We start from the raw sequence: 15,725 nt of genomic DNA on the forward strand, positions 1-15,725 counted from the left end.
CGAGAAATGCCCGCAAGGGCAAGGGCCAGCGTGCGGGTATCAGAGCGTGGGGAGCACGCTGTAGGTCAGCCCCACGGCGATGGCTGCCGCGCGGGTCTGCTCCGAGGTCCGGAGGCACCGCTTGACCAGCCCCTCCTTGAGCACGCCCTGGAGGCTGCGCAGCAGGCGCAGGCTGTTGACCGAGTTGACTTCCGAGGGCTGGGTCAGGGCGTAGGGGGCGAACCGGATTCTCCGGCGAAGAAAGTCGAGGGGGGCTTCGGCCCCGGCCATAGGGATTTCGGTGCAGCCGACGATATACTGCTCGCCGGGGTAATGGGCATCGCTGCTCACGGCCCAGCCGAGTCCATCCCCGCGATCCTCCATGGGCAGGTCGATGGTCCGGTCCAGTCTGAGCTGAGTCTTTTCAAAAAGCTGCCCGGCACGGCTGCCTGCCAACCGCGAGTCAAAGGTCAGGGCCGAGCCGTTGTGGATCTCCACATAGTCGGTCATGCCCAGGAGTTGTGAATACCCCCGGCGGCTCAGGACATTGCCGGCAGAGGTGCGGCCCAGGTGGAAGGGGTGGGGCACGATGGACAGGGCGCCGGTGTCGGCGGCGATGCGGGCCACGTCGCGCACGGACCAGCCAAAGGTGCGGAACTGGTCCAGGCCCCAGCGCAGATGATCCTCACTGTCGTAGAGAAAGATGATGTCGATGCCCTCGGCGGACACGCTCTCCACGCCGGGGATGATCACGGTCTTCAGGTCCGCCGCGGTCTCGGCCAGCCGCTGGTAGGCTTCGAGCGGCTTCTTGTAGGAGTGCTCGGTGGACGCAAGATAGTCCAGGCCGTACTCCCCGAGATACCACTTGATCTTCCCAAGCCGCAGGGCCTTGCTCCTGGCTGGCATCCGATGGATGTTGGCGTGAAAATGAAGATCGAATGTCAGCATGGGCAGTGTGTTTTTGGGATTTCCTTTGGGGATGACAAGTGCGGGAAGGGGCCAGCCGTTCCAGGGGCGTCGTGTTGAAAACCATGTAGCCACTCCTGGCGCTTTGTCAAGGGAATGCGCCGGGCCGCCGCGCGCGGGCCGGACCATGGAGCGGCTTATGCGGATGCCGGCAGAGATAATCATTGCCTTTCCCCTGCCATTTCAGTCAACATGGCATCGTCCGCAGGCAGGGACCGGAACGGTGCGACACCAAATAAACAGGACCAGGAAACGTGCTCATGCGATTCTTCCTCCGCGCCCTTGTGGCCGCCCTCGTCGCTGGCGCGATCTGCCTTGTCCTGCGCACCCAGATCATCCGCGAGCACAGGGGGCATCAGGCATCAGTCATCGCGCAGCAGTTGGCCACCCTGCGCACGCGCTTCGAGAAGGAGGTCATAAGCAACCTCCTGCGCATCCAGGGCGCGGCCACCTTCATCGCCGTCACTCCCCAGCTGGACCAGGAGACCTTTGAGCGCTACGCGGCCACGGCCATGCGCGGGGCTCCGCTGCTCCGGAACCTGGCCGCCGCGCCGGACTTCGTGATCACCTATGTCTATCCGCAGGAGGGCAACCGGCAGGCCGTGGGGCTCGACTACCGGACGATGCCGGGGCAATGGGAGCAGGCTCTCCTGGCCATGGTCCGGGGCGATCTGGTCGTTGCCGGGCCGATCCCCCTGGTCCAGGGCGGAACAGGGCTCGTGGGCCGCGCCCCGGTGCTCGTCCGCCACGGGAACACGGACCAATTTTGGGGGCTGGTCTCCTCGGTCATTGATATCGAGCGGCTCTACGAGGCCGTGGGCCTGCGCACCTACACCGACCTCCAGCTCGCCATCCGGGGGCTGGACAGCAAGGGCGAGGATGGCGCGACCTTTTTCGGCGACCCGGCCCTGTTCGACCCGGCGCGCGAGGCCGTGCTCGCCTCAGTCGTCTTCCCCGCCGGATCGTGGCAGTTGGCCGCCCTGCCTGTGGCGGGATGGACTGCGATCCCGCACTTCCTGCCCATCCTGTACGGGCTGGCCCTCCTGCTCTACGTCGGCACCCTCGTCCTCGTGTACCGGGGGTTGGTCAAGGACCGGGAACTAATACGCATCAGGGACACCCTGACCGAGGCCCAGGAAGTCGCCCACCTGGGCAGTTGGGAGATGCATTTTGGCACCGGCGTCCTGTGGTGGTCGGACGAGACATACCGCATCTTCGGCCTGGACAGGAATGACTTCACGCCAACACTGGAAACCACCTTCGCCCTCTTCCACCCGGAAGACGCGGAAAAAAACCGCAGTAAATTCCTTGCCGACCTCCAAGCGGGCGAACCCTACGCCATCACCCACCGCATCGTCAGGCCCGACGGCACCGTGCGCCACCTCTTCAGCCGGGGGAAGAACGAGCTCGGCCCGGATGGCCGTCTGTCCCGCGCCATGGGCACGCTCCTGGACATCACCCCGCTCAAGGAGACCGAGGCCGCCCTGCGCATGGAGGAGCAGAAGCTGCGCGCCATGAGCGATGCCTCCATCGACGCCATCATCATGATCGACGCAAAGGACACCGTGCTCTTCTGGAACAGCGCGGCCACCCGGCTCTTCGGCTATGGCGAGAGCGAGGCCATGGGGCAAGTCCTGCACGAACTTATCTGCCTGCCACAGGACTCGAAGGCCGCAGTGCACGGCTTCCCCCACTTCGCCCGCACCGGCATGGGGTCGGTGGTCGGGAGCGTTCACGAGTTCACGGCCAGACGCAAGGACGGCGCCATCTTTCCTGTGGAACGCTCGGTCTCGTCTTTTCAGATGGATGGCAAGTGGTACGCGGTGGGCATCCTGCGCGACATCACCAAGAAACTCGAAGCGCGAAGAAAGCTCGAATCCTACGCCAGGCGGATCGCCCTGGCTTCTGACGCCGGCGGGGTCGGGGTCTGGGAGTGGGACATCGCCAGCGGGACGCTGACCTGGGACATCCGCATGCATGAGTTGTACGCGGTCAAGCCCGGCGAGTTCAGCGGGCTGTATCAGGCCTGGACCAGCCGCGTCCATCCCGAAGATCTGGCCGGGGCCAAAGACTCTCTCGACAAGGTGCAGACCGAGGGGGGGAGCTGGAACCACGAATTCCGCATCCTGCTCCCGGAGGGCGGCGTGCGGTACATCCGGGCCGCGGCCAGAGCGCACATGGATAACAGCAGCAAGGTGGCCAGCATCATCGGCATCAACCAGGACATCACCGAGCAGCGGCTGGCCGAGCAGGAGCTGGTCCGGCTGGCCACCAAAGACAGCCTGACCGGGCTCTTCAGCCGGGGCCACTTCATGGAACTGGGCACCAGGGCCGTGGAGCACGCCAGACGCTACGGCGAACCACTCTCGGTGGTCATGTTCGACGCCGACCGGTTCAAGGCGGTCAACGACACCCACGGCCACGATGTCGGCGACATGGTGCTCAAGGCCATTGGCCGGGCCGCGGCCCGAACCCTGCGCGACGTGGACGTGCTGGGCCGCATCGGGGGCGAGGAGTTCGCCGCCGTGCTGCCCCAGACCACCAGGGAGCAGGCCCTGCTCGTGGCCGAACGGGTCCGCGCGGAGATCGCCGCCAGCCGGATCGAGGTCGATGCCGACACGGTCCTGTCCGTGACCGTGAGCCTTGGCGTCTGCGTCATGGACACGGCTCCTGACACGGATCCTGGCACGGCCACCGCCTCCCTCGACAAACTCCTGAAAGGCGCGGACACGGCCCTGTACAAGGCCAAGCAGAACGGACGCAACAGGACCGAATCCGCCTGACGCCCGCCCCGTCCATTTGCCCTTGCCTGCGGTCGCCGGAGAGTCTACCCTTCCGGCTTTGTCACCCTTCACCCGCGCAAGGACCGCCGCCCATGGGACCACTCGAACTCATTGTCATCGCCATCGCCCTGGCCATGGACGCCTTTGCAGTGGCCGTGGCCACCGGCGTCACCCTCAAGGCCGTCAGTCCGCGCCAGACCTTTCGCCTGGCCTGGCACTTCGGCCTGTTCCAGGCGTTCATGCCCATCCTCGGCTGGCTGCTCGGCCTCACGGTCAGGGATCACATTGAGGCGTTCGACCACTGGATCGCCTTTGGCCTGCTGGCCTTCATCGGCGTGAACATGATCCGGGGAGCCTTTGCCCAGGAAAAATCGTGCCGGTCCGACCCCACCAGGGGCATGACCATGGTGGCCCTGTCCGTGGCCACCAGCATCGATGCCCTGGCTGTGGGCCTGAGCCTGTCCATGCTCGGCGTGTCGGTGTGGTGGCCCGCGCTGGTCATCGGGCTGGTGGCCCTGGTCTTCACCGCTGGCGGGCTGCACCTGGGCAAGACCATGGCCCGCGCCGGATGCCTCGGCAAATGGGCCGAGCTGGCGGGCGGGGCCACCCTCATCGCCATCGGCCTGAACATCCTGCGCGAGCACGGCGCGCTCTCGGCGATTCTTGCCTAGCTGGCCGTTGAAAAAGTCAGAACATGCAGGCTGTTCAAAAATGACGAGATGCCAGGCGCGAAGACTCGCCTACAGTCGCTGAACGTCCGCAGATCGCCGTTTTTCAACAGTCTGCTAGCGGACGACCTGCCCTTTCCAACAGCGCAGCGGGCGCGCCGGGACGGGCACCGGATCAGCCGCCTTCCACCGGAACCAGGACGCGCAGCCTGCCCGGCAGCCGCTGCGCCTTTGCAAAGTTGTGGACGCGCATCAGCGCCGTCTCGGTGATCTCGGTTCCCTCGGCCATGATGTGGACCTTGTCCAGGCTCCACAAGGGCTCGTCGAGAATCATGCCCTGGCGCAAGTCCTTGAGTTCCAGATCACGCCTGACATAGCCGTCGCCGCCAGCCGTTCCCAGTTCGAGGATGTCGAGCACCTTGGGATCGTAGACCCCGGCGCGCCCGCGCAGGGCGTCGATGGCGTCCTGCTTGTCCATGCCGCGCTGGGTATGGGCATCGTAGTCGAGGCACACCTTGAGGATGCGCGCCTCAATGGAAAGCGACGGGGTATCGGCCAAGGAGTCGTTCTGGTGCAGGATGATCTCGGACACCCGGCCCATTCTCGGGATGCGGGCCAGCATCCCGGCGGTCACCATCGGGTGCATGTCGAACGCCTGCTGCTCTTCCGGGGTCAGGGTCTCGCCCCGAAAGACCTTTTCCAGCACAGTGTCGGTCAGGGTGACGCAGCCGAGCTGGCAGAGCATGGCCGCGAGGTCGAGGCTCAGGGTCTGCCGAAGGCCCAGCCGCTGGCTCACATAGGTCGCCAGCCGCCGGACCCGCTCGCTCCGACCAAAGGCAGCGGGATTGACCAGGCCGAGGATGTCGGTGAGCACCTTGACGCTGCCGCGCAGGGTGCCGCGCAGCAGCTCGCGCTCCGCGATGACCAGGGAGTATTGCCCCATGGCCACCTCAAGGGTGCGGATCATCTCCTCCATGGAGCTTGGCTTGGTCAGGAACCGGAAGACCGCCCCGTCGTTGACTGCGGAGATGGCCGCATTGACATCGGCGTGCCCGGTGAGCATGACCCGGACCGTGTCCGGCGACAGCTCCTGGACCTTCTTGAGAAATTTTATGCCGTCCATGCCCGGCATCTTGAGGTCCGAGACCACCACCCCGTAAGGGCCGGAGGTGCGGAATTTCTCCAGCCCCTCGGCAGGGCCTGGCGCGGTGTCCACTGTGAACCGCCTGCGCAGCGAGACCCGGTAGGTGTCGAGGATGTTCTGCTCGTCATCGACAAACAGCACCTTGGGGTCGCTCTTCATTTGTCCTCCAGGTGGCTCCGGCACGCATCGCGCCAGACCACGTAGCGGTCTGTTTTGCCCACGGCCTCAAGCCAGTCCATGTCGATGGAGGGAAACACATAGTCCCCGCCGCCCTGCCGGATCTCGTGCTGGAGCGCGTCAGCCGCATGGACCACAAAGGACATGCTGAATTCGCTTGCCGCGCCGTCTGGCGCGTGGTGCCCGTTGACGGCCTCGACCACCTCCTTCTTGAATCCCCACAGCCCGGCCAGATACGCGCCCACCTCGGCGTGGCTCACGCCGAGCTCTCGCCGCTCGATGGACAGGACCGGCCCCTTGCCCTGCCTGGCCTGCTCCACCACTGGCAGGTACGCCGCAGGCATCTGGGTGACAAAGACCAGCTTGCCTATGTCATGGAGAATCCCGGCGATGAAGCACCCCTCGATAAAGGTATCGTCGCACGATTCGAGCACGGCCACGACCTTGGCGAAATAAGCGGTCTGAAGGCTGTGGTTCCAGAGTTTCTTGATGGAGTAGCCGGGCACGCCGGTCGGGTCGGCCTCGCTGAGCAGGTGGACGCCCAGCACCAGCCCCTTGAGGGCCTCGACCCCGAGCAGGGCCACGGCATGGGCCGGGGAGGTGATCTTCTCGTAGAAGCCGAAAAAGGAGGAGTTGACCACCCGCATCAGGGTGGCGGACATGCCAATGTCCTTTTCCACCAGCTTGGCGATGCGCCGCAGATCCGGCTCGCTGCTCTCAAGCTCCCGCTCGATCCGGATGTAGAGGTCGGGCATGACGGGCAGCGACTGCAACCCGGTGACGATGGCCCGCACGGCCTCGTTGTCGAGGATGTGCCTCAAGTCCGTCACCCGGCGGATGGTCGAGACCACCGTGTCCGAGCTGCACGGCTTGCTCAGGAACTGGTGGGCGTGCCTGACGGACTTGAGCACGGCCTGCATCTCCGAATAGCCGGAGAGGATGATGCGCACCGCGCCCGGCTGCCGCCGCTCGACCTCCTTCAGAAAGTCCGCGCCGTCCATGCCCGGCATGCGCATGTCGGCGATGACCACGTCGAACTGCTCGCGGTCCACATATTCGAGCCCTTCCAGGCCGGTGGTGGCAAACCGGCAGGTCCACTCCTTTCTCTTGGCGTAGAGCAGGGTGCGGAAGCCGTCGAGGATGTTCTGGTCGTCATCGACAAAAAGTATGGTTCGTTTCATTGGCTTGGTCCTCGCGGGTTGCATGCGGCATTATTCTGCTGCGGGCAGGCGGATGATGAAGGTCGTGCCCTTGCCCACTTCCGACTCGACATCAATAACGCCGCCGTGCCGCTCCACAATGATGTCATGCACGATGGCGAGCCCCTGCCCGGTCCCCTTGCCGACCTCCTTGGTCGTGAAGAACGGGTTGAATATCTTGTCGCGGATATCCTGGCTGATGCCCGTGCCGGTGTCGGTGAAGCTGATGACCACCTCGTGGTCGCCCCGTCTGGTGGAGATGGTGATGACCCCCTTGTCACCCGAATTGCCCACCACCTCGCCGATGGCGTGGGCCGCGTTGACCAGGATGTTCAGGAACACCTGGTTGATATCGCCGGGCAGGCATTGGACCATGGGCAGGGCGTCGAAGTCCGTGATCACCTGGGCCACATATTTCCACTCGTTCTTGGCCACGGTGATGGTGTTCTCCAGGGCCGCGTTGATGTCCACGGCCTTTTTCTCGCCGTCGCCGGGGTGGGCGAAGTTCTTCATGGCCCGGACGATAACGGCCACGCGCTCGGTCCCGCTCAGGGCGCGCGAGCACGCCTTGGGCACCTCGTCGAGGACGAATTCGAGGTCCGCTTCGTCCTTGAGCCTCTCTATCCTCTCCACCAGATCATCCCGAAACCCCGCCTCGCGGCAGGCTTGGGCCAACTCGGCCTGCAGGGCCATGATGGCCGCCATCTCGCCAAAGGCCTCGTCCACGAAACGGATGCTGTCGCCCACATACTGGATCGGGGTGTTGATCTCATGAGCGATGCCCGAGGCCAGCTCGCCCACGGATTCGAGCTTCTGGGCGATGTGCAGCCGCCGCTCCAGGTTCTTGCGCTCGGTAATGTCGAGCACGATCACGCCCAGATGCTCCTCCCCCCGAAGCTCCATGGGGACAAGATACCGTGCCACGGGAAAGGTCTGCCCGTTCAGGTGCTTGGCCACGCCTTCGGTATAGGCGTTATTTTTGATGGCTCCGGGGCACAGCAGGGACTCCAGCTTGTCGGCGGACTGGGCAAACGCCTCGGAGCACGGCCTGTCGGCCAACTGCCAGGGGGAAAGGCCGAACATGGTGTGCACCACGCTGTTGGACTTGACCACATGGCCGGTCCGGGGATCGAGAATGAAAAAGGCGGCCCCGATGCCCTCCAGCAGGGCGGACACGAGCTGGCCCGACTCGCGGGCCTCGATCTCGGACTCGCGCCGCTCGCGGATCTCTATGGAGAGCTGCACCGTGCGCATCTTGAGGTCCGAGGTGCGCTTCTCCACCTCTTTCTCAAGCTCGTCGCGCATGGCCTGAAGACGGATATTGGGAACGATGTAGAGCTGCTTGCCAATCAGGTGGATGACGATCATGAGCAGGAGCGTACCCAGCCCAAGGGTCGCGACCATGCCTACCGTGAGCATGCGCACCTCCTCGGTCACCTCGCGGCGGCTCATCTCAAGCCGCAGGACAACGTCCGGAACCGAGGTCTCCTGCTCGAAGACCAGCGCCGGGGGCGGCGCCTCGCCCACGGTCACGGCTGGCACGCCGCCCCAGAGCAGCGACACCCGGAACAAGTCGTCGCCAGCCAGATAGGGGGACAGGGGATCAAGGGGGACATAGGCGGACAACAGGCCCACTGGCACCCCCTGGCGCAGCACGACACAGCTCAGACGCCATTGATAGCCGCCGGTCCGAAGCCTGACCAACCCGACCCGCCCCCGCGCCCCCTGGGCCAGCAGTTCCTGAAAACCCGCCCCCTGCGGAGCCAGCAGGGCGGCCCGCTCCGAGGTCGCGCTGACCAGCCCGCCGTGCGCGTCTTGCAGGCTGAAGGCAGAGTCCCGCTCCAGCATGAACAGGGAATCCATGAAGCTCCTGACCTCGCCAAGGTTCTGCGGACGCTCCAGCCCTTCGCTCAGGACCGGGAGACGGGCGTACTCGGCCAGCAGGACGCGGCTGGCGTCCAGGCCCGCGTCAAAACGCTGCCTGCGATACTCGAGGGCGGCGGTGGCCCTGTCGGTCTGCATCCGCAGCACCCTGTCGCCGATGAAATGGAAGATGACGTACAGGCCGACCGAGAGCTGGAACAGGAACAGGCCGGCCACGCCCCAGTTGAACAGCCTGGAAAGCGAGGTGTTGCTGACCCCCTGGTCCTGCCTCCCCAGCGTCTCGCCGCCCCTGTCGGTTTCTGAATTCATGCTGGATACCCCGCCTTTGCGCGTGTTGCGGCCCTTGCGTGACCGCCCGGCCCCCGCCTGCCCGCCAGATCCGCTACGCCCGCCTTTCGGGCATGAGCACCTTGAACGGCTGCCGGATAGAGCTGCGCCGCCCAAACGCCTTGAGCTTGGCGATCATGCTGGCGGTCACCTCCATGCTCTTGCGGCACAGCACCAGCCCGTCCGTATCGGCCACGGGTTCGTCCAGAATGATGCCCGGATACAGCTCGTCGATGGTCATCTCGCCGAGGGTGTAATGGGCGGCCTTTCCCAGGCACCCTTCAAGGTAGTACATCAGCTCCGGATCGTAGCGTTCAATGTGCTCCTCCAGGGCGGTAAAGGCCGCACTCGGCTTGCCCGTGCGCATCAGGGCCGTGTCGTAGTCGAGGACCAGCTTGAGCATCCTGGAGCCAAGGGGGATGTCCTCCCCCTTGACGGAATCGAGCGGAACGCCCGAACCGTCGTAGTTCTTCTCCTGATAGGCGATTATCTGCGCGACCTTTTCCATGCGCGGGATTTTCTTGAGCAGTTCCGCCCCAAGGGTGGGGTGCATGTCGAAAAGCTGCATCTCCTCGCCGTCGAGCGCCCTGCCCGCCTGAAGCTTGGCCAGGGTCTTGTCCGGAAGCAGAATGCACCCCAACTGCGAGAGCATCCCGGCCAGCTCATAGAGCCAGCCGCTCTTGATGCCCATCTGCTCGACCAGGTAGGTCATGTGCCGCTTGATCCGCTGCGACCGGCCAAAGGCCTCGGGATTGACCAGGGAGACGATCTCGGTCAGCAGCTCCACAGTCCCCTTGAGGGTCTGCTTGAGCAGCACCTTCTCGGCCATGACCAGCCGGTACTGCTTCAGCGCCGCCTCGATGGCGAGAGCCAGGTCGTCGAGCGGGCAGGGCTTGAGCAGAAAGCGGAAGAGCTGCCCCCTGTTGACCGCGTCCATGGCCAGATTGAAGTCGCCGTGGCCGGTGAGCATGATCCTGACAGCGGTCGGCGCCTTCTCCTGAACCACGCCGAAGAAGTCCATGCCCGACATCTTCGGCATCTTCTGGTCCGAGACGATGACCGCGTACCGCTCGCCCGCCTTGAGTTTGTCCAGGGCCTCGTCCGCCCCCTCGGCCAGATCCAGGTCGAACTTCTTCCTGAAGCTGGCCCGGAAGGTCTTGAGGATGTTCGGGTCGTCATCCACGAAAAGCACTCGCTCCGACATGTTCGCCTCGCTCCCGCCGCGCGCCCGGCACACGGATGCATGTTTCCGACACGTTGCGACTGTGAAACATACTGAGCGATTCTGGAATTATAAGCAAGATCGGGTGAACATTATTTCTCTCACTCCGTCTGCGGCCAATATGCCGGGGGGGCGCGTTTGCCGTTGTCCTCGGCCCGGTTTGCCGCTATGGCTTGGCTGATCGTGGGGCGGCTCGGCAGGGCACCCCGGCAGTTCTGAGGTAGCCATGAGAAAGATGCTCGTCATAACCCGCGACAGCAACCGGTCCGAAAAGATCGGCCGCCTGCGCTATCATGATCACGAGGTGGTGGCCGACCACCCGGCCCGGCCCGGCGACGATGCCGAGATCGACACCCTGTTCGTGGATGCCGGGACGCTGCTCCACCAAAACGACTCGGTGGGCGAAGCCCTCAAGGCCCTGTGGGAAAACTATCCCCAGGCGTCCATCGTGGTCATGACCGACGAGGCGCACACGCAACTGGCCATCGACGCGGTCAAGGCCGGAGCCTTCGACTACCTGACGCACCCGGTCGGCCCCGAAGAGCTGGGGCTGGTCATGGACAGGGTCCACCAGTCCGATGTCATGCAGTCGGAACTCGACTACCTGCGCGGCCAGTTCTGGAACGAGGAGGCGCTGGAATTCGTGGACACGCGCAGCCGGATCATGCGCGATGTCTTTGCCAAGGTCAGGCAGGTGGCCGGGACGCGCACCACCGTGCTGCTCACCGGCGAGACCGGCACAGGCAAGAGCCTGATGGCCAAGCTCATCCACGCCCACAGCAACCGCAACGACAAGCCCTTCATCAGCGTCCACTGCGGGGCCATCCCCGACACCCTGGTGGAGAGCGAATTGTTCGGCCACGAGAAGGGTGCCTTCACCGGCGCGGTGCGGCGCAAGCTCGGCAAGTTCGAGCTGGCAGGCGGGGGCACCATCTTCCTCGACGAGATCGGCACGGTCACCCAGTCCGCCCAGGTCAAGCTGCTCAACGCCATCCAGGAGCGGGTCATCCAGCGCGTGGGCGGCGAGGCGGACATCCCGGTGGACGTGCGCATCATCGCGGCCACCAACGAGGACATGGGCAAACTGTGCGACGACGGCCTGTTCCGGCGCGACCTCTTCTACCGGCTCAACGTCTTTCCGGTCTGCATCCCGCCCCTGCGCGAACGGTACGAGGACATTCTCAAGCTGTCAGAATCCTTCATCAAGCAGCTCAACAACCTGCTCAACAAGGACATCAAGGGCATCCACCCGGACGTGCTCGACGCCTTCAAGGAGTATCCCTGGCCCGGCAACGTCCGCGAGCTGGAGAACATCATCGAGCGCGCCTGCATCCTGGAGACCGGCCCCATCCTGCTCCCCCCGAGCTTTCCGCCCGATTTCTTCACCTCCCACGGCGAGGTCATCACCTCGCCGGTCAGGACCGGCCTGCCCCTGAAGGAGGCCCGCCAGATCACCGTGGACCGGTTCGAGAAGCAATACTTAAGCAGCGTACTCGAACAGTGCGGGGGCCGGATCATGGACGCGGCCAGACAGGCCGGGATCACCACCCGGCAGCTCAACAAGCTCATGAACCGGCACGGGCTGACCAAACGCCAGTTCCGAAGGACCAGATAAGACCCGGCAGTTCCTCTTTCCAAAAAACAAGAATTTTCAGTTCTTGTTGCATATCAAACACCCGTAATGTCATTGCATTTTTCTAGCGACCCCGGCAAATCCCACCGCCATACGGCTGATTTGCTTCGCCATTTCAGCCCCGACGCGGCAAACAGGAACCGCCGGTTCCTGCATAAAGCCCCTCGCCTGGGCAACAATTCCATTATTACAACATGTTATATTCTTGGCACGCTGTCTGCTACTTGAGTCCACCCACGCGAGCCGTGGGGCGACACCATGCAGCAACACGCCGACACCACGCCCGCCCGCAGGGAAACCATCAGCGGATTCATCGTGCCCATGCAGTGGGACGAGCAGTTCCGCGTGACTGAAATCCTCATCGCGTGCGAGGCCGAGCGCGACGTGCAGGTGACCAACCTGCACACCTTCCCGACCCTTGTCTCCATGGCCCGCAAGCGGGCCTCCATCACTGGAACCGTCCGCAAGGTGGGCGGCATCGAGACCATCCACGTCGAGAGCTTCACGCCCATGGAAACGACGGACTTCGGGTAGGCGATGCCACGCCACGCCTGCATCATCCTGTGCGCCGCGCTGCTGCTGGCCACACTCGCTCAGAAGGTCACTGCCGAGGAGCAGCCGGACGAATCCGTCCGGGTGCAGGGTCTGGTGGTCAGTTCCAGAAACGGACTGGTCATAAACGACGGGACCAGGGACTATCTGCTCCTCGGCGTTGACGATATAGGCATCGAGGGTCGCGTCTGCGTCATTGTCGGCACCCCGGTCCAATGGTTGGGCCGGGCTGCCATCAGGGTTCGGGAAGTCATATCCCTCCCGGACGAACGACAGCCCAGGGATCCCATAGGCACCGGGCCTTTGGCCCCAGCCCCGTGCGCGCGGCAAGGCGTCCCATTCAACCTCAGCACTGCCCCGGCGGCATGAGCATCCCATGGACAATTCCATCACCGAACAAGACAGTGAACAGACACCCGTACGCGAAGTCTACATCTCCAACGGGGTGGCCCCCGAGGATGTGGAACAGCTGCTCGACATGGCCGCCGCATGCGGCCTGTTCAACGAGGAAGAACTGAGCACCGCCGAGGGCATGGTCTGGGACTGCGCCTACCAGGGCGACAGCGACGCATGCCGGTTCATCCAGGCCAAGACCAATGATCCGGACGGCCACACGCTGGCCGGATTCCTCTGCTATGGCGAGATCGCCCAATGGCCGGACAGCTTTGAGCTGATCGGCATTTCAGTCACCCCCAGCCTCCAGCGCCAGGGCATCGGCTCGGCCATGCTGGCGGAGATGCAACGCCAGATAGAGACCAGGGGTGGCCAGAGAATCCTGCTCGAAACAGAAAGCGGACGTTCGTTCGAGGGCAGCAGGCGCTTCTACGAGGCCAACGGCTACGATCAGGAGGACAGGTTCCTCAAGCAATTCATTCCAAAAGATGGAAGCGTGGTCTACCGCAAGGACTTCGAGTCCGATGCCAAGGGCAGCGAATCCCAATAGGACGCAGGGAGAAACAGCAGCGTGTCAGCAGATATTTACGACGATACCATTTACGGACAGATCCTGCCCATTGAACGGGAGGATGAGGAAGAAGAAGAGGACTCCAGCCTCATGATCCTGGTGGACGGCGAGGAGCAGTACCTTGTGGAACCGGACAAGAACGGCCTGAAGCTCATGGACCACATGGACAAATGGGTCACGGCCCAGGGCACCATCACCGAGGAGGGCGACGAACTGCTTATCCGGGTCAGGGACTTCACCCTCGACGACGACTGGAGCTACGGGGATGACGACAACTGGTAACGCCCCCGGCACAACGCGCAACCTCTACCGGACCAGGCGAGCCGCCCGAGACCGCAGGCACCAAGTGAGAGAAACACTGTGATCCATCCGAACACCGAAGTACGTTTCGTCAACGCAAACATCGGATACGGCGTGTTCGCCACGGCGGACATCCCGCGCGGAACCATCGTCTACGTCAAGGACCGCCTGGAGATCGAACTCAGCGACAAGGATTTCAACGCCCTGGACGAATGCCACAGAGCCATTGCCGGCAAGTACTCCTACATTGACGAGAAGGGCGTGCGCATCCTCAGCTGGGACCACGCCAAGTACGTCAACCACCGGTGCGACTGCAACACCATCAGCACGGGCTACGGGTTCGAGATCGCCATCCGCAACATCTGGAAGGGCGAGGAGATATGCGACGAGTACGGCCTCTTCAACATCGAGGAGGAGGTGCCCCTGTCATGCAACTGCCACAACTGCCGCAAGACCCTGCGGCCGGACGACATCGAGCGCTTTCACGAGGCCTGGGACATGCAGATCCTCTCGGCCATGGAAAAAGTCATCGACGTGCATCAGCCGCTGATGGAATTCATGGACCCTGAGGCCCGGAAACGGCTGCGCGCCTATCTCTGCGGCCAGGAGCCCTACACCTCGGTACTGGCCCTCAGGTGCAACCGCAGCATCGGCGGCGCGAGCCACGCCTGCGCCGAGATACCGCAGCCCGAGCCCCTGCGCCTGGGCGGCTAGACCAACACGCGTTTTCAGCGGCAGGCGCGCGCCTGCCGCCCCTCGGGCCAGGATATCGGAACACGGGAGGCTTGCCCTGGGAATCATTCGGCTCCTGCTCGCCATCGCGGTGCTCAACTCCCACTTCACGGTGGCCCCCCTGCCCATGATCCACGGGCATGAGGCAGTTTTGTGCTTTTTCGCCATCTCCGGCTTCTACATGGCCCTGATCCTCGACACCCGCTACGGTTCGGCCCGACAGTTCTACCTCAGCCGGTTCCTGACCCTGTACCCCGCCTATGTCCTGGCCGTGGCCTTGAGCGTCGGTCTGGTCATGTCCCTCGACGTCCACCCCATGAGCTCCAGGGCCGAGATGGCCATGCTCCTGTCCGACCCGGTCACCTTCCTGGTCATGGCCTGGACCTCTCTGGGCATCCTGGGCCAGGAGCTGCTCTTCTGCCTCTCGCCCGCGCCGAACGGCGGGCTCCAATTCCTGCCTGCGGCCCGCGACTCCATCTGGCGCAACGCCCCGCTCATCCAGGGGTGGTCGCTGTCGCTCGAAATCATGTTCTACGCCCTGGCCCCGCTGCTGGTGCGTCTGCGCTCCCGAACCTTGCTGGCCCTCGTCTGCGCCAGCCTCGCCCTGCGGCTGGCCGTACCCCTGGCCGGGACGGAAAACGCCGTGTTCTTCAAGCGGTTCTTCCCCCTGGAGCTGTGGCTCTTTGCCGGGGGCATTCTGTCATACCGGTTCCACGCCCTGCTCCCCAGGCGGCCCGGTCGCTTTGACTATCCAGCCTTTGCCGTGCTGGCCGCAGCTCTGCTGCTGGCCGGGCTGATCCCCCAGTCCGTGGCCCAGTTCGTCCTGCCCTGCGTCGTCCTGGCTACCATGCCCTTTGTCTTCCGCAGCTTCGGCCAGTTCCGCTTTGACCGCTTCACCGGCAAACTGAGCTATCCCTTCTACCTCTTCCACTTCAGCGTCGTCGCCCTGTTCGAGACCTTGGCGGACTCGCCAGAGGGGTGGGACATCCTGCTCGTCTCCCTGGCCGTGGCCCTGCTGGTGCATGCCCTGTTCGAGCCGGGCGCGGAGATGCTCAAAAGGCGGCTGCGCAAAGGCCGCCCCGACCTCGCCCCCCTGCGTCAACAAGCGTAGGAATCCGGCTCCGGCACGCCCGGCCAGCGCTCCCTGGGCAGACCCCTTCTGGCCCGGCCCCTGGCCGACCGGCCTTGATCGCCC

The 15,725-nt window shown here is 64.2% G+C and carries 14 protein-coding genes; 9 read left to right on the forward strand and 5 right to left on the reverse strand.

Features of this window, described 5'->3' with window-relative positions; all coding sequences use genetic code 11:
• Positions 1 to 39 precede the first annotated feature (39 nt).
• A complete protein-coding gene (locus tag DAES_RS13510; protein ID WP_041271446.1) occupies positions 40 to 927 on the reverse strand; it encodes a PHP domain-containing protein in 888 nt (295 codons plus the stop codon).
• 278 nt (positions 928 to 1,205) lie between these two features.
• On the opposite strand from DAES_RS13510, the gene DAES_RS13515 reads away from it, so the two are divergent.
• Together DAES_RS13515 and DAES_RS13520 are read left to right on the forward strand one after the other, a co-directional pair.
• On the forward strand, positions 1,206 to 3,728 hold the full coding sequence (locus tag DAES_RS13515; protein WP_013515594.1) for a diguanylate cyclase: 2,523 nt from the start codon (positions 1,206 to 1,208) through the stop codon (positions 3,726 to 3,728).
• A 92-nt stretch (positions 3,729 to 3,820) separates the two neighbouring features.
• Positions 3,821 to 4,399, forward strand: a complete 579-nt coding sequence (locus tag DAES_RS13520) for a manganese efflux pump MntP (RefSeq protein ID WP_013515595.1) — start codon at positions 3,821 to 3,823, stop codon at positions 4,397 to 4,399.
• Positions 4,400 to 4,571: 172 nt separating this feature from the next.
• On the opposite strand, the gene DAES_RS13525 is transcribed toward DAES_RS13520, so the two are convergent.
• The 4 genes from DAES_RS13525 to DAES_RS13540 all read right to left on the reverse strand — a co-directional run bounded on the left by DAES_RS13525 (position 4,572) and on the right by DAES_RS13540 (position 10,331).
• Positions 4,572 to 5,699 (reverse strand): HD domain-containing phosphohydrolase, encoded by a 1,128-nt coding sequence (locus DAES_RS13525; RefSeq protein ID WP_013515596.1) that lies wholly within the window; start codon positions 5,697 to 5,699, stop codon positions 4,572 to 4,574.
• Positions 5,696 to 6,898, reverse strand: a complete 1,203-nt coding sequence (locus tag DAES_RS13530; protein WP_013515597.1) for a response regulator — start codon at positions 6,896 to 6,898, stop codon at positions 5,696 to 5,698. The genes DAES_RS13525 and DAES_RS13530 overlap by 4 nt, the downstream gene beginning before the upstream one ends.
• Before the next feature lie 30 nt (positions 6,899 to 6,928).
• Positions 6,929 to 9,109 (reverse strand): PAS domain-containing sensor histidine kinase, encoded by a 2,181-nt coding sequence (locus DAES_RS17035; RefSeq protein ID WP_013515598.1) that lies wholly within the window; start codon positions 9,107 to 9,109, stop codon positions 6,929 to 6,931.
• A 73-nt stretch (positions 9,110 to 9,182) separates the two neighbouring features.
• Entirely contained in the window at positions 9,183 to 10,331 is a 1,149-nt protein-coding gene (locus DAES_RS13540; protein WP_013515599.1) for an HD domain-containing phosphohydrolase, read from the reverse strand.
• Between the two features lie 244 nt (positions 10,332 to 10,575).
• Here DAES_RS13540 and DAES_RS13545 point away from each other — a divergent pair, with 244 nt between their 5' ends.
• The 7 genes from DAES_RS13545 to DAES_RS13575 all read left to right on the forward strand — a co-directional run bounded on the left by DAES_RS13545 (position 10,576) and on the right by DAES_RS13575 (position 15,641).
• On the forward strand, positions 10,576 to 11,964 hold the full coding sequence (locus DAES_RS13545) for a sigma-54-dependent transcriptional regulator (protein WP_013515600.1): 1,389 nt from the start codon (positions 10,576 to 10,578) through the stop codon (positions 11,962 to 11,964).
• Between the two features lie 276 nt (positions 11,965 to 12,240).
• Positions 12,241 to 12,516 (forward strand): hypothetical protein, encoded by a 276-nt coding sequence (locus DAES_RS13550; protein WP_013515601.1) that lies wholly within the window; start codon positions 12,241 to 12,243, stop codon positions 12,514 to 12,516.
• Positions 12,517 to 12,519: 3 nt separating this feature from the next.
• A complete protein-coding gene (locus DAES_RS13555; RefSeq protein ID WP_013515602.1) occupies positions 12,520 to 12,903 on the forward strand; it encodes a hypothetical protein in 384 nt (127 codons plus the stop codon).
• A gap of 7 nt (positions 12,904 to 12,910) precedes the next feature.
• A complete protein-coding gene (locus DAES_RS13560) occupies positions 12,911 to 13,477 on the forward strand; it encodes a GNAT family N-acetyltransferase (RefSeq protein ID WP_013515603.1) in 567 nt (188 codons plus the stop codon).
• Positions 13,478 to 13,498: 21 nt separating this feature from the next.
• Positions 13,499 to 13,780, forward strand: coding sequence for a hypothetical protein (locus tag DAES_RS13565; protein WP_013515604.1), 282 nt, complete (start codon positions 13,499 to 13,501; stop codon positions 13,778 to 13,780).
• A 78-nt stretch (positions 13,781 to 13,858) separates the two neighbouring features.
• On the forward strand, positions 13,859 to 14,512 hold the full coding sequence (locus tag DAES_RS13570; protein ID WP_013515605.1) for an SET domain-containing protein: 654 nt from the start codon (positions 13,859 to 13,861) through the stop codon (positions 14,510 to 14,512).
• An 85-nt stretch (positions 14,513 to 14,597) separates the two neighbouring features.
• Complete coding sequence (locus DAES_RS13575; protein WP_269077533.1) at positions 14,598 to 15,641, forward strand: acyltransferase family protein; 1,044 nt, start codon at positions 14,598 to 14,600, stop codon at positions 15,639 to 15,641.
• Positions 15,642 to 15,725: the final 84 nt, after the last annotated feature.

The sequence above is a fragment of the Pseudodesulfovibrio aespoeensis Aspo-2 genome (assembly GCF_000176915.2).
Lineage (GTDB): Bacteria > Desulfobacterota > Desulfovibrionia > Desulfovibrionales > Desulfovibrionaceae > Pseudodesulfovibrio > Pseudodesulfovibrio aespoeensis.

Excerpts from the sequence above, each read along its gene's own strand:
- DAES_RS13510 (WP_041271446.1), bottom strand. The coding sequence starts at position 927 with ATGCTGACATTCGATCTTCATTTTCACGCCAACATCCATCGGATGCCA.
- DAES_RS13525 (WP_013515596.1), bottom strand. The coding sequence starts at position 5,699 with ATGAAGAGCGACCCCAAGGTGCTGTTTGTCGATGACGAGCAGAACATC.
- DAES_RS13530 (WP_013515597.1), bottom strand. The coding sequence starts at position 6,898 with ATGAAACGAACCATACTTTTTGTCGATGACGACCAGAACATCCTCGAC.
- DAES_RS13515 (WP_013515594.1), top strand. The coding sequence starts at position 1,206 with ATGCGATTCTTCCTCCGCGCCCTTGTGGCCGCCCTCGTCGCTGGCGCG.
- DAES_RS13555 (WP_013515602.1), top strand. The coding sequence starts at position 12,520 with ATGCCACGCCACGCCTGCATCATCCTGTGCGCCGCGCTGCTGCTGGCC.
- DAES_RS17035 (WP_013515598.1), bottom strand. The coding sequence starts at position 9,109 with ATGAATTCAGAAACCGACAGGGGCGGCGAGACGCTGGGGAGGCAGGAC.
- DAES_RS13520 (WP_013515595.1), top strand. The coding sequence starts at position 3,821 with ATGGGACCACTCGAACTCATTGTCATCGCCATCGCCCTGGCCATGGAC.
- DAES_RS13550 (WP_013515601.1), top strand. The coding sequence starts at position 12,241 with ATGCAGCAACACGCCGACACCACGCCCGCCCGCAGGGAAACCATCAGC.
- DAES_RS13540 (WP_013515599.1), bottom strand. The coding sequence starts at position 10,331 with ATGTCGGAGCGAGTGCTTTTCGTGGATGACGACCCGAACATCCTCAAG.
- DAES_RS13560 (WP_013515603.1), top strand. The coding sequence starts at position 12,911 with ATGGACAATTCCATCACCGAACAAGACAGTGAACAGACACCCGTACGC.
- DAES_RS13545 (WP_013515600.1), top strand. The coding sequence starts at position 10,576 with ATGAGAAAGATGCTCGTCATAACCCGCGACAGCAACCGGTCCGAAAAG.